The following is a 19,890-nucleotide window of genomic DNA, read 5'->3' as shown; positions in this document are numbered from 1 at the left end:
ACAACCTCCCGATCGCTATTTCTTCAATTGAAACTGCTGTTCGAAAAACTCGAACGTCGCCTGTTCGGCCTGATGCAAATGGGCCCCTGTCAGTCCGTGTCCGCCTCCTTCGATGGGAACCAAGTGTGTCTCGACCTCGGCCGACAACAGACGCTCGTGGATCCAGACAGACTGTACGAACAACACGTCCTGATCCGCTGTCCCATGGACCAGCAGCGTTGGCGCTGCGTTGGGAGTGACCCAGAACAGCGGACTGGCACGCACATGCAGTCGTCTCGTCTGAGCGGTCAGGTCCGCTCCTAGAAACCCTTTAAATGCTTCTGGCGCTTCTTTCCAGACACCGTATTCACGAGTGAAATCACTCGCCTGCGCCCACGCTGCGACGCAATTCACCTTGCTCGACTGATCGAGATGTGTGTGATCGCCGACGAACTCCTGAACGTCATTGGTAACCGCCAGGAACTGAGACAGATGCCCCCCCGCCGAACTTCCCATCGCTCCAATTTTGTCTGGATCGAGTCGATATTCAGCCGCATGAGCGCGTAACCAGCGAATTGAGGCTTTGCAGTCATAAATATGCGCTGGCCAGCGATGCTTTGGTGACAACCGATAGTCGATCGTTGCTGCAGCGAAACCGCGTGCCGCAAACTTTCGACAAAGGTCGTCATAGTCCTCACGGCGTCCCCCGGAAAATCCTCCTCCGTGAATGCAGACGATGACAGGAAAGGGGCCGTCCCCTGAGGCAGGTCGCGCGAGATTTAGCTTCAGTGTTTCGTCAGCCACCGTGGCGAAAACAATGTCGGGAGTCCACCTGACCTGTTCGTTCTCTGCCGACAGCCCAGAGCGGCTGAGAGCGAATACCGCTACGATGCAGGTAATGAGCCGAAATTTCAGCAACGAGTAGCAACGCCGTCGCATGATGGTACCTTAACGAGGGGGAGGGGCGAGCAGGCCCATCGAAGTCGCACAGCGACTGATCATCTGATGGCCAAAGGCATCGATTTGACGAGCCAGCCGATGCCGCACAGGCTGTTGATCGAGTGACCAGCGCCGCGCCAGGATCTCACGCGATGCCGTCACGAAATGGTTAATCGATTTCTCAAGGTACACCAGCGTCGGCAGGATTTCGTTGTAGACCGTCGTCGCTTCCGCTTCGCGTCCCGCACGGAAATGGTCATAGATACGGGACGTACGATCGACCGTTTCCATGCCTGGAATGATCCCGACAGCACCGGCTCGCAGTTGGTCGATCATGTCGAGTCCGGCGCGCCCGACGAACAGTTGGAAGACACCGTTCGTCTCGTTCATGAGTCGCGACGTGACCTCGGGAGTGTCTTCCGTCTTCAGCACGGTGACATTCGGATGTTGGCGATGAAGTGACACCAGCCCGGCTGGTGTTAACTGGATCCCCAGGTAGATCGCCGCATTCTGTACGGCGATGGGCAGGGGAACGGCGTCCGCCACGGCACCGAAAAATCGCAGCAATTCCAGCTCAGAAACGTCACTGACAGGCGGGGGTTGAAGGATCAGCCAGGACGCGCCCAACTCGGCAGCGTAGCGTCCGAATTCGATCTGACCGCGCACGGTGTTCTCACCGATGGTGACGGAAAGTGGCAATCGGCCGCCGAGAGACTCCGCCACAGCGGCCAGTGTCTCAAGCCGTTCCGCGGTCGACAACTTGTTGACTTCGGTCCCTAATCCCATCACACCGAGACCGTGGCAGCCACAAGCCACAACCAATTCCACTTCTCGTCGCATGATCTCAAGATCGACACGATCGTCAGGCAGATAGAATGGCAACAGCATCGGATAGATGCCATGGAATTTATCACTCACGAACGGAGATCCTTTTTACTTGAGCAGAAATTCGGCAATCGCTGCTTCATTGAGTTCCACACCCATGCCGGGCTGATCAGACAAGGTAATGTGCCCGTCGTGGGCAACCGCATCTCCGACGAACAGCTCGGACAGAAACGTGTCGCCATCACGGAAGTCGGGGGGCAGGTATTCCGACAGAGGTGAATTGACGTGCGACATGATCAGATGCTGGTTGTGGTAATTCTGCGAATGAGGCACGACCGGCAACGAATAGGCCGCAGCCAGAGCCCAGACTTTTCTCGCTTCGGTCACGCCGCCAACGCGATTCACATCCAACTGAACATAGTCGACGCAACCGCGCGTGATCAGTTCCTTGAACCCGTAACGAGTAAACTCGTGCTCACCCCCAGCGATCGCCGTGGTCGTTGAGTTGCGAATCCGAGCGTACCCATCGAGATCATCCGGGGAAATCGGCTCTTCGACCCAGGTGAGATGGTAATCCTCCAGCATGCGGATCATTTCGATCGCATACTGAGTCGTCCACCCCATGTAGGCGTCCCCCATCAGATCGATGTCGTCGCCAATCGCATCGCGAATGGTGCGGACCAGTTCGGCATTCTTTCTCATGCCTGGTCGACCGTCCTGAGGGCCATACCCGAACCGCATCTTCATTGCCGTAAATCCGGCATCAACATATTGGCGAGCGGAACTCGCCAGCCGATCCAGATTCTTGTCGGCGTAGAGCGCACTCGCGTAAGCGCGGATCCGTTCCCGCGTTTTACCACCGAGCAGGTTGTAGACCGGCTGCCCCATGGCTTTACCGAGGATGTCCCAAATCGCGATATCAATACCGCTGATGGCCTCGAGAATCAGGCCCTTGCGGCCGATGTTCAGCGTTGATCGATACATCAGCTCCCAGTTGAGCTCGGTATCGAATGGATTTCGACCAATGATGAGCGGGGCGAGCAGTTGCTCTACCGCATCCGCCATCGCCAGGGAACCGAGTCCGATCGCGCCGAGACCATACAGGCCGTCATCGGTCGTGACGCGCACGAGAACGTGGAAGACGGGATCACGTCGCAGATCAATAGGGACATTGAACACCCCCGCGCCACGCTCCCTGTTGCTCTTCCCCTCGTCATAGAGCAGATCGAGCGAACTGGTACACCACCATTCGAACGATTCAAAGTCCGGCTGCCTGATCCGCAGCGCCTCAACTCGTGATATTCGCACTCTTGCCACCACAATAAGAATTTTGTTCGAACAGTGTTTGAACATATCCTAAAAAACTTTTATGCGATGTCAATCGAGCGGGGGCAACGACATTCCCTTGTTTTGTCAGGCGCAGTTCCCTCGCGTCCCGTACTCGTTTAGTGGGGAGCAAACTCTCGACGGCAGCAGAACGGAGAAAGCAGGCCACAGGTATCAAGTTCCAATGGATCAAACGACGCGTTTCCAGATACATCTGCGAGCAAGCATCAGCAGTCCTCACATCCTGTTCCCTTGTCGCTCGCTTCAAGCTTGCCCCTCGTGCTCGTGAAGCGGAATCCGGTCGCCCGCTTTGAACTGTTCGAGTCTGCGAAGCTGAAATGCTCGGCTTGTCGACTATGGTATGTTTCGTCCCGCTACCCGCGATGAGGCTGAGGCATTGTGACTGGCACAGGGTGCATCGGCAGCTTCGTCGCAGCGGTCCGCGCGGGGAACGTGCATGAATGAATCCATCCCAGATCTCTCGGCCAACACATCGTCCGCAGGATCACACCCGCAACTGAAACGAGAAGTGGGCGTTCTCGGGGCCACTATGATGGGCCTAGGTTCGATTATTGGTACGGGAATCTTCGTGAGTATCGGGATCGCCGCCGGTGTTGCGGGTCCCGCCTTCATCTTGTCGATTGCGGTCGCCGCGTTGGTCGCAGCCTGCAACGGCCTCAGTAGCGCACAGCTCGCGGCCAACCACCCGGTGAGCGGCGGAACTTACGAATATGGCTATCGCTGGCTGCATCCAAGCCTCGGTTTTATCGCCGGCTGGATGTTTCTCTGCGCCAAGACCGCCTCGGCGGCGACAGCGGCGTTGGGATTCTCTGGCTATGTTCTTCATGCACTTGGTCAGAACGAATCCACCTGGCTGGTTCCACTTGCCTTAGGAGTGGTGACTGTCGTGACCGTTCTCGTCCTGAGCGGCATTCGCCGATCGAGCATCTCAAACATCGCAATTGTCTCTGTGACGTTGATTTCCCTGATCTACTATGTGATCGCCGGATTGCCGTCTGCATTGGCGTCAGGAACGACTCACCTGACTCCCTTTTTTTCACCGTTGTCCGACACGGCGTCCCCCGTCTCCGGGTTTCTGCAGTCATGCGCATTGATGTTCGTGGCCTACACCGGCTATGGAAGAATCGCGACATTGTCAGAGGAAGTTTACGAACCCCGTCGCACGATTCCGCGGGCCATCATCGTTACGCTTCTGGCTTCGATGGGACTGTATCTGGCCGTGGGTTGGGTGAGTATGGCCTCCGTCGGAGTCGACCGATTGGCCGCAGCCGGAACTTCCAATGCCGCTCCCCTGGAGGTCATCGCTCGACAATTCGACGCTCCATATGCTTCCCTGGTCGTAGCAGCAGGAGCCGTCACGGCCATGTTCGGGGTATTGCTGAACCTGGTTCTGGGGCTGTCACGCGTTGTCCTCGCCATGGGTCGGAGGAGGGATATTCCCTCGTTCTTCGCCCGCGTCACCCTCCTCGAGGCGACACCCTATCCCGCCGTGATTCTTGTCAGCGTGCTAATTGCAGCTCTGGTACTGACTGGTAATATCAAAACCACCTGGTCGTTCAGCGCCTTCACAGTGCTGATTTACTATGCCATTACGAATCTCGCTGCGATTCGATTGACGGAAGACGAGCGACTATATCCTCGTTGGATTTCCTGGCTGGGACTATTGTCATGCCTCTTCCTCGCCTTCTGGGTTGAGCTCCGAATTTGGCTGGTCGGTTTGGCACTGATCACCGGCGGCGTCGCCTGGCATTGGGTGGCGGCACAATTGAAACGCCGAACCGCCGAACGTGACGGGACAATTTGAGGGACTCTTCGAGGCAATTGCAGAGCACAGAGAACTCGACTTTGGAGACCGTCGCCGGCGTGCAGTTGCATATTGCAGCCGGATTGACTTGAGTAGAGTTTATGTTCAGCAGGAAACGATTCTGATTCTCGCTGTTGTCCTGTCGGTTGACCATCAATCTTTTTGATCGGGAGACATGATCCGCTATGGCCACTCATCAGAACGAAATCAAGAGACGGGAATCTGCAGCACGCGCCGCCATCAAACGCGCCTACGGTACACCTGACGATGAATTCGGAGCAACGCTGTTCGTGTCACATCATCTGGAAGAATTGGATCCCTCATACTGGACATCTCATTTTTCTACGACGCGACCAAATGCGCAGCAGATCCTGGAAGCTCTGGTTCTCCGGTCGCATTGGGGCGGAGACGATGAGATCGATATGTTTGATTTCACACTTCCGGGCGAAGTGACAGACTACGCCGTCTGCGTCAGTTTTGATGAGTCGGGAAAAATCATTGAGATCACCATGGAAAGTTGATGCGATCCTCGTGAGCGAAAACCACCACAGTCGGTCCGACTTGCGCTGGCGGGCCTGATCTTCGACGTCGCGTCGGTCCGGGACAACATTAAGCGGGAACATACGTCAGTCTGATCGTGCCGTCGCCCATTTCTTCACATGTGACGAAGCGGAGCGGTGGACGCGGTCCTGCAAAGAAGGGTTTGCCGTTACCGAGTACAACAGGGTGCAAGTAGAGGCGATATTCGTCGATCAGGCCGAGTTCAGTCAGGCTTTGGGCCAGATTCGGTCCGGAGACAGAAATCTCGCCGGTGTGTCGAGTTTTGAGCTCGCGCATGACGGTCTCCAGGTCATCTGAGACGAGCGTGGCATTGGGACCGACGGACTTCAACGTACGCGAGACCACCCACTTCGGTTGCCTGCGCCAGACGTCAGCGAATTCCTGTTGATCAGAACTCCACTCTGACCGGTCTTCGTCCCAATACCGCATCAGTTCATAGACATGCCGACCATAGACACTCCCGGTCAGACCTCGAACGTGCTCTACCCAGTGACGAAAAAGCACGGGACCGGTTTGCATTTTCATGTGGTCGACGTAGCCGTCCAGGGACTGGTTCATTCCGTAGACAAATTTCGCCATGACTTCCCCCGGGGAACAACTCGAAAATACTACACTATTCAAACCGCGTCGGGCCAACTCAAGATTCCCCTGGTCTACAGGTCGAGAGAAATGGCTTGAGACTGATGATACGATACAGTTCCCGCAGCGATTTCAAGTTCACCGGCGCGAAAGCCTGGTATAGGTCGTGATCGAGCGGCTCACCAGTCTGTTCTCGTCTTTACGTGAGCAATCCGCCAGATCTGAATTCCGGTTTTCGTGTCTACCGTAAGTCGTGGCGCAGGCACGAGTCCACTGGAGCCAAACTGCTGACAGGAACCTTTCACGTGTACCATGGCGTAGCGTGTGTACTGAGTGATCCGATCGGTATATTCCTGAACGCGGAACTTTCACTTCAGGTCGCGGTCTTTCCTGCACGGTCTGGCCGCCATTTGCAACCAGTCTCGCCTGAGTGTTCAATGGTGTCTCCATGTCGAGGAGACTTGTTTCCGCGACATCGCTGACTCTCACCCATTTCACCTAATCACCGTCTCAACGTCTGAAACGACCGCCCCAGGGAAAGGAACGCGGCAGATATGAAAACGCTACGTCAGATTATTTCCGGTGTGCACCCGCACTGGGTTGGTGACGGGTTTCCTGTCCGGAGTCTGTTTTCCTATGCCGAGAGCGACCGGTTCGATCCGTTCCTGCTGCTTGATTACGCCGGTCCACACCACTTCGCGCCGGCTGAAGCCCCTCGTGGTGTCGGGGAGCATCCGCATCGTGGATTTGAAACCATTACGATCGTCTACCAGGGGGAACTGGCTCATCGCGATTCGTCGGGCAGCCAGGGGGTAATTCAGGCAGGGGACGTGCAGTGGATGACTGCCGCCGCGGGCGTTGTCCATGAAGAGTTTCATAGTGAGCGGTTTACGCGCGATGGTGGTACACTGGAGATGGTTCAGCTCTGGCTTAACCTTCCCGCGAAGGACAAGATGTCTCACCCGAAGTATCAGGGCCTGGTCGATTCAGAGATTCCCCGCGTCCTGCTGCCGAATGAAGCCGGCACCGTACGGGTGATTGCGGGGACCTTTCAGGGGACTCGCGGTCCCGCGCAAACATTCACCCAGGTCAACGTCTGGGACGTACAACTGGCTGACTCGAAGCAAGCCGAGTTATCGCTGCCTGAGGGGCACACCTCACTGATGATTGTGCAGTCAGGCGTTCTCCGTATTGACGGCCAGCCCATCCACGCTGCGGAACTGGCCGAGCTTGAACGGGCTGGAAGCGAAGTTCAAGTTGCGGCGGAATCAAGCGCTCGACTGCTGGTGTTGACGGGGGAACCGATCGGTGAAACGGTCGTCGGGCAAGGGCCGTTTGTGATGAATACGCGAGTGGAAATCACTGACGCGATTCTGGACTACAGAAATGGACGAATGGGGCACCTGACTTGACGGCTGAATTGCCGTGACGTTGTGTATCGCGAAAAACCAGGCGGATGGGAAAGCAGGAGAGGATTCGATGAGTCGACGATCAGCGTTAGCGCTAACAATGGTGGCGTTGGGGTGCGTCTCAGGCTTTGTCGGGGTCCTGTTGAACGCGAAGGATGTCCCGCAAGACAAGCCACGATCAGATTCGGAAACACATGTAGACGGATCTGTCCTGCCGTTTCCACCGACACCCTCTGCTTCTACCGCCGGACTGACGATTCAGGATTCGCTCCATAAAAAGAGAGTCGAACCGAAGCGCCTTTCTGTCGAGGCACCGAATATTCTGATCATTCTGATCGACGATGTGGGCCCGGGGACTCCGTCCACTTACGGTGGCGAGGTCAACACACCGACGCTCAGCCGCGTGGCAAAAAAGGGAATTTCCTATAACCGGTTTCATTCCACGGCGATGTGCAGTCCGACGCGGGCATCACTGCTCTGCGGGCGGAATCACACTCGCGTGGGGAATGGTCAGATTGCGGAGTTCGCGAATGATTGGGACGGGTTTAGCGGATTGATTCCTCGATCATCGGCGACCGTCGCCGAAGTGCTTCGGTACTACGGTTACAACACGGGTGCATGGGGCAAATGGCACAACACGCCGGCGCAACAGACATCGGCGAAAGGCCCGTTTGATAACTGGCCAACGGGATACGGATTCGAGCACTTCTACGGCTTTCTGGCTGGCGAAGCATCACAGTACGAACCGAACCTGATGCGGAATACCACGGTCGTTAACCCTCACGAACTGCACCGAAAGGACTACCACCTCACGGATGACATCGCCGAGGACGCCATTGGGTGGTTACAGGAGCAACAGGCACTCGCCCCCGACAAACCGTTCTTCATGTACTGGGCTCCTGGTGCAGCACATGGACCACATCAAGTCGCGAAGGCGTGGGCTGATAAATACAAAGGAAAATTTGACGACGGCTGGGACGATTACCGTGAGCGAGTGTTCGCCCGACAGAAAGAACTGGGCTGGATTCCGCAGGACGCCCGGCTCACCGCGCGGCCCGAGACCCTCGCCGCGTGGGATTCAATCCCCGACGACGAGAAACCATTCCAGCGGAGACTCATGGAAGTCTTTGCCGGATTCGCTGAGCACGCCGACTACAACGCGGGACGTGTGATCGATGAAATCGAAAAGCAAGGGAAGCTCGACAATACGCTGATCTTCTACATCTGGGGTGACAATGGGTCGTCCGCCGAAGGCCAGAATGGCACCATCAGCGAATTGCTGGCCCAAAACGGTATTCGTACTGAGGTTTCCCAACATATCGATGAGCTGGATGAACTCGGCGGCCTTGATGCACTCGGCTCGGCGAAAACCGACAACATGTACCATGCTGGCTGGGCATGGGCGGGCAGCACTCCGTACAAATCGACGAAGCTGGTCGCAGCACACTTCGGAGGGACGCGTCAGCCCCTGGCGGTGACGTGGCCCAGGAAGATCGCGCCGGATGCCAAACCCCGTCCCCAGTTCCACCATGTCATCGACATCGCTCCGACAATCTACGAATTGACTAATATCGTTCCCCCCCGGGTAGTCAATGGTGTACCGCAGGATGAGTTTGATGGAATCAGCATGGCATACACCTTCGCCGATTCGAAGATAAAAGGGCGGCGGACGACCCAGTTTTTCGACATCATGGGGAGTCGTGGAATCTACCATGACGGCTGGTTCGCCTGTACGTTCGGTCCCCGCACCCCCTGGATTCCTGGATTGCCGAAAGGAATTGACAAATGGACCCCCGAATCGGATATCTGGGAGCTTTACAATCTGGAGGAAGACTGGACTCAAGCCAATGATCTGGCGGCGGACCTGCCAGAGAAAGTCGCTCATATGAAGAACATGTTTCTTGTCGAGTCGACTCGAAACAAAAACCTGCCGATCGGAGGGGGCTTGTGGACGATGGTCATGCACCCCGAAGACTTGCCGATGAGTCCCTTCCACAGTTGGACGTTCAACGGTCCTTTAACTCGCATTCCCGAAGCGACGGCTCCCAAGCTGGGAGCACTTCCCAGCAATGTTGTCATGGTTGTCGATGCGCCAGAAAACGCCGAGGGAGTCCTCTACTCGATCGGAGGCTTCGCGGGGGGCCTCACCTGTTTCGTGAAGAATGGTCACCTGCACTATGAATACAACTTGTTCATGATTGACCGCACCCGCATCAAGTCAGAAGCGAAATTTCCGGCAGGGAAGGTGAAGGTCGAGGTCGAGTCCCGACTGACGGCTCCTCGCCCCGGTTCGCCGATGGATGTGACACTCAAAGTGAATGGCAAGACGGTGGCACAAGGGCGCGTACCACAGACGGCGGCTGTCGGCTTTACCGCGAATGACTGTCTCGACATTGGTGTCGACTATGGCTCGCCAGTGTCGAAGGACTACTACGACCACGCTCCGGCAAAATTCAGTGGGACTGTCGAGAGAACAACTTTCGAGTATGTGAAGGAGTAAACAGGCTGAACCGCTGAGCCCTGAGGAGACAACGGGAAGCTGCCCAGGACTCATGTCCCCTCGATACCTCCGCTTGAATTGTGAGGAAGGTGCCACGAAAGGCGGATAAACGGAATGTGGCATTACAGTTGCCGCAAATCTGCGGAACCGTAGCTCCATCTTCCCTGAAAACGCCCCAAAGGCACGGGGCCGCTTCTGAGAAGCCTCGACCGCACTTCCAGCAGGAGGGACCGCCCCGTGACTGATGAACACAAACGCCCGGCCTCTTCGACGATTGCGGTGGTGTTATTGTGGTTACAAGGAGTCTACTTTGCTGTGTTCGGCGTCTGGCCGCTCATCAGTATACGGACGTTTAAACTCGTCACCGGTGAGAAGACCGATCACCTTGTAACAGGGCTGGAGGCCGACCACTGGCTCGTCATGACTGTTGGATTGCTGATCACTTCGATCGGTCTGGTGCTGATTCTGGCGGCCTGGCGTCGTCGCGAATCTCTGGAAATCGTGTTCCTCGCGATGGCGAGTGCGATCAGTCTGGCCGCAATCGACTTCATCTACGTGACTCGAAGCGTGATTCTTCCGATTTATCTCGTCGACGGCGTCATTGAGATTGCGTTTCTGGCCGGCTGGATCGCGTATATCGTAACGCGGTCGCGCCAATTCAGAACAACCGGGAGCCAGGATAGTTCCGCATGATCATTCGTCTGAGTAGAAACAGAACGATGAGATTGACAGCTTTCCACCAGAGAAGCCATGAGGTCAGGATCCATGCTTCAATGACGTCCGAGATTCCGAAGAGGACAAAAGAAAGTGCGTAGGGCACCTCCATTGGCGAGCGCCTGTGAATCTCCCAGCGACGAAACACAAGAACGGCAAAAATCAACCAGGCCGTCGCTTCGACGAAGTTGAAATAGTGGCAAGCAATTTCACTCAGCATGAACGGACTGCCGGGTGGGCGTTCCCATCGCCACCATGTTTCCGACCATAAGACACGCAGTAGATCGATTGGTAGCATGCGGCCCTTCCCATCATTGAGCAGGTGGAACCTGCGATCAGCGCTGACCGTTTCGACCTTCCTGGTGAATCGAGCGGGAATTGGAGGGTACGAGGAACTGCGAATCTGCGGAAGCTCAGTCAAATTCTGCTCGTGCGATCAGTAGCGAGCATGTCTTTGTTCCCTTAAATTCACCGCATCCACATCTCAACTGTCAGTCGACACAGAACCTTCGATGACAACGTCGCAGGAAAGGGGCCACATCATGCGCGCGCGAATTCACTGGACTGCTCTCCTACTTCTGCGAACCTGCCTGCTATGCCACTGTGTCCCAAAGGACGCTCAAGCACAGCCGAAGAGCGACGCAGTCACACCAGGCGAAGCACGAGCAATCGCGAAAGAGGCGTACATCTATGGCTTTCCGCTGGTGGACAATTATCGCGTCCTGCACTCGTATTTCGTGGACCGCAACAGTGGTGAGTTCAAGGCTCCCTGGAATCAGCTCCATAATGAAACTCGCGTTTATACACCCGATGATAAAGCTATCCAGACTCCTAACTCGGACACCCCTTACTCGCAATTGGGTACCGATCTTCGCGCCGAACCACTCGTGATCACCGTCCCCCCTGTGGACAATGGCCGATACTACTCGCTTCAATTCATTGACGCTTACACGTTCAACTTCGCCTACGTCGGCAGTCGCTCAACCGGAAACGGCCCCGGTCGATACCTGCTCGCCGGCCCCAACTGGAACGGTGAAAAGCCGGAGGGGATCGACGCCATCATTCGATCAGAAACCGAAATTGGCTGGATTCTGTATCGAACGCAACTCTTCAAACCGGACGACATTGATGAAGTCCGTAAAGTACAGATGGGGTACAAGGTCCAGCCCCTCTCCTCCTATCTCGGCAAGCAGGCTCCGATTGCGACTAAGTTGGAATTTGCCCGGCCCCTGACAGCCGAGCTTCAAAAAACGTCACCAGAGTTTTTCCAGATACTGAACTTTGTCCTGGGGCTTTGTCCTACAAATCCAAGCGAACGGGAACTGATGGCCCGGTTCAGTAAACTGGGAATCGGTCCAGGTGGAACCTTCGATTCTGGAAAGCTCTCACCGGAAATCCGAAACGGTGTTCAACAGGGGATGGTCGATGCGTGGAACGAGTTTCTTCAGTATAAGAAGGAACAGATCGATACGGGGGAACGAACGGCCGCTGACGGCTTCGGAACTCGGGAATTTCTGAAAAACAATTACCTGTCGCGCATGTCCTCCGCCGTCCTGGGAATCTATGGAAACTCGAAGGAAGAGGCACTTTACCCGGCCTATTTTGTGGATGCCGGCGGGAACAAGTTGGACGCTTCAAAACACCGTTACGCTCTTCGGTTTGCTCCCGGCGAGTTACCCCCCGTGAATGCGTTCTGGTCCCTGACGATGTATTCGTTGCCGAAGAGCCTGCTTGTCGCCAATCCCCTGAAGCGTTATCTGATCAATTCACCGATGCTGCCCGACCTGAAGCGGGATGCTGACGGCGGAGTGACCCTCTACCTGCAGCACGACTCACCGGGTAATGAAAAGGAATCCAATTGGCTGCCGGCTCCCGACGGAGAGTTTTTTTCCATTCTCCGTTTGTACTGGCCGAAGGAAGAAGCCCTCGCCGGCCGCTGGAAGCAGCCACCTTTGCAGCGTATAGGAGGCGAAGGAACCACGGCGGTGACGGGCACGATAGTGACGGTAGACAACTTCGTCCGTGCAGAGAGCGACGCGTACTTCGCCGCAACGATTAAGGGGTATAACGCACTGGGGCAATTCAGTCACAATCGTGTCCCCACCCCCATCGACAAACAGACTGTCGTTCGAATGAATCGCGACACGCTCTACTCTGCAGCCGTGTTCGATCTGGACGCTGGTCCGGTAAAAATCACGCTCCCGGATGCAGGAAAACGATTCCTTTCGATGCAGGTTATTAATCAGGACCATTACACCCCTTTCGTCGCGTACGAGCGGGGATCTTACACGCTGAACCGTGAGAGCATGGGGACCCGTTACGTCCTGGCTGCGGTACGTATTCTCGCCGACCCTTCAAACCCTGTTGATATTCAGGCCGCGACCCAGCTTCAGGATGCCATTAAGGTTGAACAGGCGAGCAAAGGTACGTTCAAGACAACCGAGTGGGACGAGGCCAGTCAGAAGACCGTTCGCGACCTGTTGATCGCGCTCGGTTCACAGCTTTCCGATACTCGAGGAATGTTTGGCACGAAGGCCGAAGTGCAGCCAGTAAGGCACCTCATCGGGAGCGCAATGGCCTGGGGCGGGAATCCCGACAAAGACGCGTTCTATCTCAATGTCACACCGAAAGAGAACGATGGTAAAGTCGTTTATCGAATGACAATCAAGGATGTTCCCGTCGACGGATTCTGGTCGATCAGCGTGTATAACGCCGAAGGCTTTTTCGAGGCGAATAACCAGCAGGCCTACACGATCAATAACGTGACTGCCAAGACTAACGCGGATGGCTCAGTCACTGTCCAGTTTGGCGGCTGCGAGGGGTCGATGCCGAACTGTCTGCCCATCACACCAGGCTGGAACTATATGGTCCGCCTCTACCGTCCACGGAAAGAGATCCTCGAAGGCAAATGGAAATTTCCGACGGCAGAACCGGTTCGGTGATTCGCTTGCCTGAAGCCCAGGAAAATCGGCATCTGCTTCGAATTCAGTGATTTTTGGTTGCCCCTGCCGCAATCCACTCGTGTTCATGCCCTGGTTCCGGCAGCGTGCGTCCTCCTTCGATGGCGAAGCGTGCGGGGCTATTCTGGATGACGACAAGGATACGGGAAGCAGGAAACCCTGTGACGCGGGTGGCTGCATCCGCAATGGCCGCCAGCAGCTGGGAGGTTTCTCCATCAGGGTGCCCGGTTCGAACCCATCCTGTAATCAATAGTGGTTGAGCCGGCTGGCCGTCGGTGAAGACATTGTCTGCGGCAAGTTCATTGAAGACGACATTGACGTAGCGACCGGGGACGTGGTTGATCGCCGAATGGATACGCGTGACTTCCGCGGCCAATGCGCTTTTCAAGTCACTCGAAAGCGTTCCAGCGGCGATGGTGCAGTGGTAGATCGGCATGGAAACCTCCCTTTCATGATGAGCCAGGAAACTGAAGTCGAGTGCCCTGGTTCAGTCGAGTGATCGGATGAACTCTGTTCGACGTCTGGTGACTGTCCTCCCAATCAACGGAAGAATCGGCGCAGTTACCGGAAGCAGATTAAGAAGGCGAAGCTCAAGCCAAGCAGTTCCGTCGCAGCACTGACCCAGCCCGACAACTCAGCAAGAGCTTCGCCACGTTCCCTGGCATATTTCAAACCCCGTTTCAGAACGAGAGTAGCGGACACGTTGACGACTAACCCAGGTGGGGAAGCTGGGGTTTCGTGGGGACGACAATCACAGTGGGACCTTCTACATCAAGAGCCATCCGAAATTCCCTCGCCAGTTCTTCCGTGGTCTCGACATTGATGCCGCGGCATCCGAACCCCGTTGCCAGTGACGCGATATCCAGCCCCGGAAGATCCAATCCGGGAACGTGCGGGGTCTTTTCGAGGAGTGCGAACGACTTGAGGATCGCGTACTCACCATTTCGGAACACCACGAAGATGATGGGCAACTTGTGGCGCGCCGCAGTCCAGATCGCCTGGACAGAGTACTGAAACGAGCCATCACCGATCGTCGCGACGATGGTCCGTTTGATGCCCTTCTCACGGTCCCCCAGCGCCACGCCAACTGCTCCGGGCACACCCCAGCCGATTCCACCACTCCCAGTCGCGAAGAAACTACAAGGGCGTGTCGTGGGTAGCCAGTTGAACTGGTCGAGCAGGGTCGAGGTGGATTCCATCACCAGTACTGCATTAGCTGGCTTGACCTCGCTCAAGACTTCGTACACCGCGTTTGAGGTGAGGGGGGCGGTGGCGTGACCTTCTTTGCGACGCTGCCGGAGGAGAGGTCGAGGAGGCACGCGGCCCGCCGCCACCTCCACCAGCAACGTCAGCTCCTTTAGAGCGATGCCAACGTCACCCACCAGACTCGCGCCGACAGGTGCAACAGCACTCAGGTGCGGATCCGAAGTGATCTGCAAGAGTTCCACCCCTTCTGGCAGGTAGTTGCCGGCCACATAGGGATAGTAGCGGAAAACCTGGGCACCCATGGCCACGACGAGGTCGTATTGGCCGATCACCTTCTCAACGTCGGCAATCGTGAGTGGCAATGGTCCCGCATAGAGCGGATGGTCCTCGGGAAACGACACGCGGTCCGATAGTGCGCTGCCGTAAACGGGGACCTGTAACTTCTCAGCGAATTCGATTCCCGCTGCCCAGGCGCCGGCCCGATCAATCTCAGGCCCGTACAGCAGCATGGGGCGCTGCGCGGCGTTGATCTTCTCAGCGAATTGAGCCAGTCGCGCAGGATCCGGGGCGACTCGGTCGCTCACCGTACGGACGGCGGCCGGCCCGAGCGCCGGCTTGTCCCAATCGTCCATCGGTATCGAAATGAAAACCGGTCCTTGAGGGGGCTGCATGGCAACGGCGTAGGCCTGCATGAAAGCCCCGGGGACATCTTCGGCGCGCGCCGGCTCAAAGGCCCATTTGACCCATGGCTGAGGCAGTAGCGTCGCGTTGGGGTTATTGAGGTAAGGATCGATCAGTGACATTTCACGGGTCTGCTGGCCGGCGGTAACGATCAGCGGAGTATTTGAACGGTAGGCGGCAACCAGACTTCCCATGGCATTTCCGGTTCCGGCAGCAGTGTGCAGGTTGACCAACGTCGGCTTACCGGTCGACTGAGCGAATCCGTCCGCCATTGCCAATGCAGAGGCTTCCTGAAGTGCTAACACATAGGTGAAGTCGTCCGGGAAGTCTCGCAGAAACGATTGTTCTGTCGAACCGGGATTACCAAACACGGTTGTCAGTCCCAGCTCTCTCAGAAGATCATAAGTCGCGTCATGAACTGTAGGTCGTCCGGTCATTTGTTTCCCTTTCGTAATGAATGAAGCACCACCTGCTGAATGACGAGTCAGATCTGCGGCAAGGCTGATAGGACATTGGCAGTCAGTCGTCTGCCCTTCACGAAAGCTGACTGAAAGACTGCGTTGGCCGTGGGTGTTGCCAATTCGCAAAGGGTGTACCGCGTCGGCTACGGGGCGCCGGAATCCGCAGGTTGTCTGCACGATTGCCTTGTTTTTCCACATTTCGCACGCGGAAGGGATGTTCACATTCTGGATCAGTCCTCAGGCGTGACCAGTGATTTAGCTGGTTGACCAATAACTTGCCCACGCCTGCGAGCAGGGCTGGCGTCCACCCTCGAAGGAACGCTCATCAGTTCTCAGTGGTCCCAGCAGCGATCTTCAGAAATTGCCCTGGGAAGAACGGCCCTGAATTTCAGAGAAAATATTCTCAGAAAATTCTGGAGGCCGTGTCACAAATGGTCTCGCTCGTTCGTCCTTGTTGCAGTTGAACAAGACCATAGTTCTTTCAGGAAGGAATCATGACATGGTTCGCAAAATCTGGATTACGGCACTGGGAATCGGTTTGACGGCAAGCGGGTATGCGATCGCAACCCATGAAGGCCATGAGCATGGCACCGTGAGGCCTCTGGCGGCCTGGGACATCCAGGAAAAAATCGACGGCAAAGTATCAAAGGGGACCGCGGCTGAGGTCACTCTCGAGCCGGGTCAGGCAGGGGCTGCTCACCGCCACCCGGGACCCGTTCTGGGCTACGTCCTGGAAGGGGAGTACGAATGGGCCATCGACGACCAGCCGCCCAAAGTGTTAAAAGCGGGTCAGACTTTCTATGAGCCTGGCGGATGTCTGCACCGCGTTTCGAAAAACCCGGGCAAGTCGAAAACACGCGTTCTGGCATGGGTCATCCACTCGCGTGATGCGAAGGATCTGGTCATTCCGGAATAGCGGATCGAGGGCACAGCATGACTGAAATGAATGAGCTTCGTTCGCGGTTAATGTCGATAGCATACCGCATGCTCGGAAGTGTGGCCGATGCCGAGGACGCCGTGCAGGACGCCTTTCTGCGTTATCAAACAGCAGGGGGCGTGTCGTCGGCCGAAGGGTTTCTGATCAGGACGACAACTCATCTTTGCATTGATCGCCTACGCGACAGGAAACGACGCGCCTACGTCGGACCCTGGGTTCCCGAACCTGTCGCAACACGCTTCGAGCAATCGGACTCGGTCCTGGCGGAGTCATTAAGTCAGGCCTTCCTGCTACTGCTTGAACGTCTGACTCCCGACGAACGGGCCGCGTTTCTGTTGAGAGTCGTTTTCGACTACGAGTACTTTGAACTGGCCGAGGTCCTGGGAAAATCCGAGGACGCAGTTCGGCAACTCGTCAGCAGGGCACGGAGCCGATTGGGACTGGATGGCAATAAACGGTACGCCGTGAAACAGGCCAAAGCGGACGAACTCGCAACCCGATTTATCGACGCCTGTCGGACAGGGGATGTCAAAGCTGTCGAGGCGATGTTATTCGAGAATGCCGAAATCCATTCCGACGGGGGAGGAAAAGTGTCAGCCGCACGAGTGGTCATTCGAGGCCGCAATCCGGTTGCTCGGTTCCTGATCGGTGTCTTCCGCAAACGGTGGATGCAGAACGTTCACTCTACCACGGTGAATGGCGAACCCGGACTCGTCTTTCGGGATAGCGAAAACATTGTCTCGGTGTTGTCCCTGCAAATCGATGAGGCTGTTCAGGCCGTCTACATCACCGTCAACCCGGACAAACTTGCCCGCTGGGAGACGGCTCAAATTCAATAACGAATTCCAACCAGGAGAAAGACATGAAAATTATCGTTGTGGGAGGCAGCGGCCTCATCGGAAGAAGACTGATTCCTTTGCTTCGTGATCAAGGTCATGACGCACAGCCTGCGTCACCATCGACAGGGGTGAATACGCTAAGTGGTCAAGGACTCGATGAAGCACTCAACGGGGCGACCGTCGTCATCGATGTTTCAAACTCCCCCTCGTTTGAGGAGGATGATGTCATGCAGTTCTTCACTGTTTCCACGCGGAATCTGCTTGCGGCAGAAGCTCGAGCCGGGGTCACTCACCATGTGGCACTTTCGGTCGTCGGAGCTGATCGGATCCGTGACAGTGCCTACATGCGGGCCAAAGTGGCTCAAGAAAAATTGATCCAATCGAGCCCCATCCCTTTTACGATTCTGCGAACCACACAGTTCTTCGAGTTTCTGGGGACCATCGCCGATCAAAGCACGGCAGATCGCGTGATTCGGTTACCGAGCGCACCGATGCAGCCGGTTGCAGCGAATGATGTCGCGGAAACCCTCGCAGACATTGCGACAGGCCCTGCTGCAAATCGAATTTGTGATCTGGCAGGCCCCGAATCGCTTTCCATTGCCGAATTTATTGAGCGATACCTCCTCAGTAACGGCGATAACCGGACCGTGATTCGGGATGATCACTCGGGATACTTCGGCGCACACCTCGATCAACTTGGTTTGGTTCCTGAAACGACGGAGCGCATTGGACGTACTAACTTCGATGAATGGCAAAACCGCCAAACGAAGCTGGAGTTTGCGACGAAGTAGGTTTGAACTCCAGCAACACGGAATGCGAAACCCTGCCCATCATTCCTGAAAAATCCAGCATTCTTTTGTCACAGTCCTCCTGTCCGCGTGTCGAAGTGGGCAGGAGGACAAATTCATGTCGAAGCTACGCGGAAAAATCGCACTCGTTACAGGTGCGTCCAAGGGGATCGGTGCGGGAATTGCGAACGAACTCGCTCGCCAGGGGGCGTCGGTCGTGGTGAACTACGCGACTGACAAGGAGGGGGCTGACGCCGTCGTACAGGCGATTACCCGAGCGGGAGGAAGTTCACGGGCGGCCCAGTGTGATCTCGCTCGTGAAAGCGATGTCATACGTATGTTCGATCAAGTGAGGGATGCTTATGGAAGACTTGATATTCTGGTGAACAACGCCGGCGTCTATCGGAGCATGCCGATCGAGGCGCTGACCGCCGAAGAATTTCTTCGCCAAACCAGTGTGAACGTACTCGGGCCGTTGCTGACGATTCGTGAGCCTCTTCGTCTGTTCACGGATCAAGGGGGAAGCATCATCAACATCGGCTCAAGGGCCTCCACGTCGTACATCCCTGGATATGTGATCTACAGTGCCGCAAAAGCTGGCCTGGATGCGGTGACGGGAGTCCTGGCGAAGGAACTCGCTTCAAGAAACATCCGGGTGAACTCTGTGAACCCCGGCGCCACATTGAGCGAAGGAACGCGTCAGGCGGGGATGTACGGAACCGGAAGCGACTTCGAAAAAGAACTTATCGCCATGACGCCCCTGGGGCGTATCGGCACGCCGGAAGACATCGCACGGGTCGTCGCCTTTCTCGCGTCCGAAGACGCCGCTTGGTTGACGGGAGAGCATATCACGGCTTCCGGCGGTCTGTGACCCGACCAATCAACTTAATCCTGCATCCCATTCTTGTAAGGACGACCGACATGCCAGCCTACATCGTGTTCACTCGAGAGAAAACGCTCGATCAGACTGAATTGGAAGCCTACTGGAGTAAGGTCGCGACCACGCTCGAAGGGGTCCCGCTGAAGGTTCTCGCAGCGTACGGTCCGCATCAATCACTGGAGGGCCCCGACGTGGAAGGGGTCGTCATCGCCGAATTTCCATCGATGTCGGAGGCGCGGACATGGTACGAAAGTCCCGCCTACCAGGAGGTAGCTAAGCACAGACATCGCGGGGCAATTTATCGAGGAGTGATCGTAGAAGGCGTGCAGTAATGAGGGTCGCGTGAAACCCTCCGCAGTCTTCCACCCGGTTTCCCCTGTTGCCCCAGGAAGAGGGGCCAGTCGAGAAATGACAGACCGAGGATGTCACGTCGAGTAACTTCATTGAGCGTCAATGTCGGGCAGCGAATTCGAACGGCCAA

The 19,890-nt window shown here is 56.2% G+C and carries 18 protein-coding genes and 1 pseudogene; 12 read left to right on the top strand and 7 right to left on the bottom strand.

Annotated elements, in window-relative coordinates; translation table 11 throughout:
- Positions 1-15: 15 nt before the first annotated feature.
- From ACGY09_RS25505 to ACGY09_RS25495, 3 genes are read right to left on the bottom strand one after another with little or no spacing between them, the layout of a single operon-like run.
- A complete protein-coding gene (locus tag ACGY09_RS25505; protein ID WP_397569966.1) occupies positions 16-918 on the bottom strand; it encodes an alpha/beta hydrolase fold domain-containing protein in 903 nt (300 codons plus the stop codon).
- 9 nt (positions 919-927) lie between these two features.
- Positions 928-1,836: a dihydrodipicolinate synthase family protein gene (locus ACGY09_RS25500; RefSeq protein ID WP_397569965.1), complete on the bottom strand. Its 909-nt coding sequence runs from the start codon at positions 1,834-1,836 to the stop codon at positions 928-930.
- Positions 1,837-1,851: 15 nt separating this feature from the next.
- The gene (locus tag ACGY09_RS25495; RefSeq protein WP_397569964.1) at positions 1,852-3,051 is read right to left on the bottom strand and encodes an enolase C-terminal domain-like protein; all 1,200 of its coding nucleotides are present in this window, start codon (positions 3,049-3,051) and stop codon (positions 1,852-1,854) included.
- Positions 3,052-3,526: 475 nt separating this feature from the next.
- Between ACGY09_RS25495 and ACGY09_RS25490 the strand changes: the two genes are divergently transcribed.
- Both ACGY09_RS25490 and ACGY09_RS25485 read left to right on the top strand, forming a co-directional pair.
- Positions 3,527-4,894 carry an APC family permease gene (locus ACGY09_RS25490; RefSeq protein WP_397569963.1) on the top strand — a complete coding sequence of 456 codons (1,368 nt, stop codon included), beginning with the start codon at positions 3,527-3,529 and terminating at the stop codon, positions 4,892-4,894.
- A 185-nt stretch (positions 4,895-5,079) separates the two neighbouring features.
- A complete protein-coding gene (locus ACGY09_RS25485; protein WP_397569962.1) occupies positions 5,080-5,415 on the top strand; it encodes a DUF2004 domain-containing protein in 336 nt (111 codons plus the stop codon).
- An 88-nt stretch (positions 5,416-5,503) separates the two neighbouring features.
- Here ACGY09_RS25485 and ACGY09_RS25480 read toward each other — a convergent pair whose 3' ends face one another.
- A complete protein-coding gene (locus ACGY09_RS25480) occupies positions 5,504-6,034 on the bottom strand; it encodes a dihydrofolate reductase family protein (RefSeq protein ID WP_397569961.1) in 531 nt (176 codons plus the stop codon).
- Between the two features lie 554 nt (positions 6,035-6,588).
- Between ACGY09_RS25480 and ACGY09_RS25475 the strand changes: the two genes are divergently transcribed.
- The 3 genes from ACGY09_RS25475 (at position 6,589) to ACGY09_RS25465 (ending at position 10,636) form a co-directional block, all read left to right on the top strand.
- On the top strand, positions 6,589-7,446 hold the full coding sequence (locus ACGY09_RS25475) for a pirin family protein (protein WP_397569960.1): 858 nt from the start codon (positions 6,589-6,591) through the stop codon (positions 7,444-7,446).
- A 67-nt stretch (positions 7,447-7,513) separates the two neighbouring features.
- Positions 7,514-9,943, top strand: coding sequence for an arylsulfatase (locus tag ACGY09_RS25470; protein WP_397569959.1), 2,430 nt, complete (start codon positions 7,514-7,516; stop codon positions 9,941-9,943).
- A gap of 237 nt (positions 9,944-10,180) precedes the next feature.
- Entirely contained in the window at positions 10,181-10,636 is a 456-nt protein-coding gene (locus ACGY09_RS25465) for a hypothetical protein (protein ID WP_373652160.1), read from the top strand.
- Here ACGY09_RS25465 and ACGY09_RS25460 read toward each other — a convergent pair.
- Positions 10,602-10,955: a hypothetical protein gene (locus ACGY09_RS25460; RefSeq protein WP_397569958.1), complete on the bottom strand. Its 354-nt coding sequence runs from the start codon at positions 10,953-10,955 to the stop codon at positions 10,602-10,604. The genes ACGY09_RS25465 and ACGY09_RS25460 overlap by 35 nt on opposite strands.
- Before the next feature lie 244 nt (positions 10,956-11,199).
- On the opposite strand from ACGY09_RS25460, the pseudogene ACGY09_RS25455 reads away from it, so the two are divergent.
- Positions 11,200-12,618: pseudogene (locus ACGY09_RS25455) on the top strand (DUF1254 domain-containing protein); the annotation flags it as partial.
- 24 nt (positions 12,619-12,642) lie between these two features.
- On the top strand, positions 12,643-13,599 hold the full coding sequence (locus tag ACGY09_RS25450; RefSeq protein ID WP_397571911.1) for a DUF1254 domain-containing protein: 957 nt from the start codon (positions 12,643-12,645) through the stop codon (positions 13,597-13,599).
- A 43-nt stretch (positions 13,600-13,642) separates the two neighbouring features.
- On the opposite strand, the gene ACGY09_RS25445 is transcribed toward ACGY09_RS25450, so the two are convergent.
- Both ACGY09_RS25445 and mdlC read right to left on the bottom strand, forming a co-directional pair.
- Positions 13,643-14,053 (bottom strand): tautomerase family protein, encoded by a 411-nt coding sequence (locus ACGY09_RS25445; RefSeq protein ID WP_373652162.1) that lies wholly within the window; start codon positions 14,051-14,053, stop codon positions 13,643-13,645.
- A 274-nt stretch (positions 14,054-14,327) separates the two neighbouring features.
- Positions 14,328-15,941 (bottom strand): benzoylformate decarboxylase, encoded by a 1,614-nt coding sequence (gene mdlC, locus ACGY09_RS25440; protein WP_397569957.1) that lies wholly within the window; start codon positions 15,939-15,941, stop codon positions 14,328-14,330.
- A 523-nt stretch (positions 15,942-16,464) separates the two neighbouring features.
- On the opposite strand from mdlC, the gene ACGY09_RS25435 reads away from it, so the two are divergent.
- From ACGY09_RS25435 to ACGY09_RS25415, 5 genes are all read left to right on the top strand, one after another.
- The gene (locus ACGY09_RS25435; RefSeq protein WP_397569956.1) at positions 16,465-16,881 is read left to right on the top strand and encodes a cupin domain-containing protein; all 417 of its coding nucleotides are present in this window, start codon (positions 16,465-16,467) and stop codon (positions 16,879-16,881) included.
- Between the two features lie 17 nt (positions 16,882-16,898).
- Positions 16,899-17,741, top strand: coding sequence for an RNA polymerase sigma factor SigJ (gene sigJ / locus ACGY09_RS25430; protein ID WP_373652165.1), 843 nt, complete (start codon positions 16,899-16,901; stop codon positions 17,739-17,741).
- A 23-nt stretch (positions 17,742-17,764) separates the two neighbouring features.
- A complete protein-coding gene (locus tag ACGY09_RS25425; RefSeq protein ID WP_397569955.1) occupies positions 17,765-18,532 on the top strand; it encodes an SDR family oxidoreductase in 768 nt (255 codons plus the stop codon).
- Between the two features lie 115 nt (positions 18,533-18,647).
- Positions 18,648-19,400, top strand: a complete 753-nt coding sequence (locus ACGY09_RS25420) for an SDR family NAD(P)-dependent oxidoreductase (RefSeq protein WP_397569954.1) — start codon at positions 18,648-18,650, stop codon at positions 19,398-19,400.
- 50 nt (positions 19,401-19,450) lie between these two features.
- Positions 19,451-19,741, top strand: coding sequence for a DUF1330 domain-containing protein (locus tag ACGY09_RS25415; protein ID WP_397569953.1), 291 nt, complete (start codon positions 19,451-19,453; stop codon positions 19,739-19,741).
- Positions 19,742-19,890 lie beyond the last annotated feature (149 nt).

The sequence above is a fragment of the Schlesneria sphaerica genome (assembly GCF_044336245.1).
GTDB lineage: Bacteria > Planctomycetota > Planctomycetia > Planctomycetales > Planctomycetaceae > Schlesneria > Schlesneria sphaerica.
Note: the sequence above shows the minus strand (reverse complement) of the source record. Positions and strands in the feature narration are given on the sequence as shown.

Excerpts from the sequence above, each read along its gene's own strand:
- ACGY09_RS25505 (WP_397569966.1), bottom strand. The coding sequence starts at position 918 with ATGCGACGGCGTTGCTACTCGTTGCTGAAATTTCGGCTCATTACCTGC.
- ACGY09_RS25490 (WP_397569963.1), top strand. The coding sequence starts at position 3,527 with ATGAATGAATCCATCCCAGATCTCTCGGCCAACACATCGTCCGCAGGA.
- ACGY09_RS25485 (WP_397569962.1), top strand. The coding sequence starts at position 5,080 with ATGGCCACTCATCAGAACGAAATCAAGAGACGGGAATCTGCAGCACGC.
- ACGY09_RS25480 (WP_397569961.1), bottom strand. The coding sequence starts at position 6,034 with ATGGCGAAATTTGTCTACGGAATGAACCAGTCCCTGGACGGCTACGTC.
- ACGY09_RS25475 (WP_397569960.1), top strand. The coding sequence starts at position 6,589 with ATGAAAACGCTACGTCAGATTATTTCCGGTGTGCACCCGCACTGGGTT.
- ACGY09_RS25470 (WP_397569959.1), top strand. The coding sequence starts at position 7,514 with ATGAGTCGACGATCAGCGTTAGCGCTAACAATGGTGGCGTTGGGGTGC.
- ACGY09_RS25460 (WP_397569958.1), bottom strand. The coding sequence starts at position 10,955 with ATGCTACCAATCGATCTACTGCGTGTCTTATGGTCGGAAACATGGTGG.
- ACGY09_RS25445 (WP_373652162.1), bottom strand. The coding sequence starts at position 14,053 with ATGCCGATCTACCACTGCACCATCGCCGCTGGAACGCTTTCGAGTGAC.
- mdlC (WP_397569957.1), bottom strand. The coding sequence starts at position 15,941 with ATGACCGGACGACCTACAGTTCATGACGCGACTTATGATCTTCTGAGA.
- ACGY09_RS25435 (WP_397569956.1), top strand. The coding sequence starts at position 16,465 with ATGGTTCGCAAAATCTGGATTACGGCACTGGGAATCGGTTTGACGGCA.
- sigJ (WP_373652165.1), top strand. The coding sequence starts at position 16,899 with ATGACTGAAATGAATGAGCTTCGTTCGCGGTTAATGTCGATAGCATAC.
- ACGY09_RS25425 (WP_397569955.1), top strand. The coding sequence starts at position 17,765 with ATGAAAATTATCGTTGTGGGAGGCAGCGGCCTCATCGGAAGAAGACTG.
- ACGY09_RS25420 (WP_397569954.1), top strand. The coding sequence starts at position 18,648 with ATGTCGAAGCTACGCGGAAAAATCGCACTCGTTACAGGTGCGTCCAAG.
- ACGY09_RS25415 (WP_397569953.1), top strand. The coding sequence starts at position 19,451 with ATGCCAGCCTACATCGTGTTCACTCGAGAGAAAACGCTCGATCAGACT.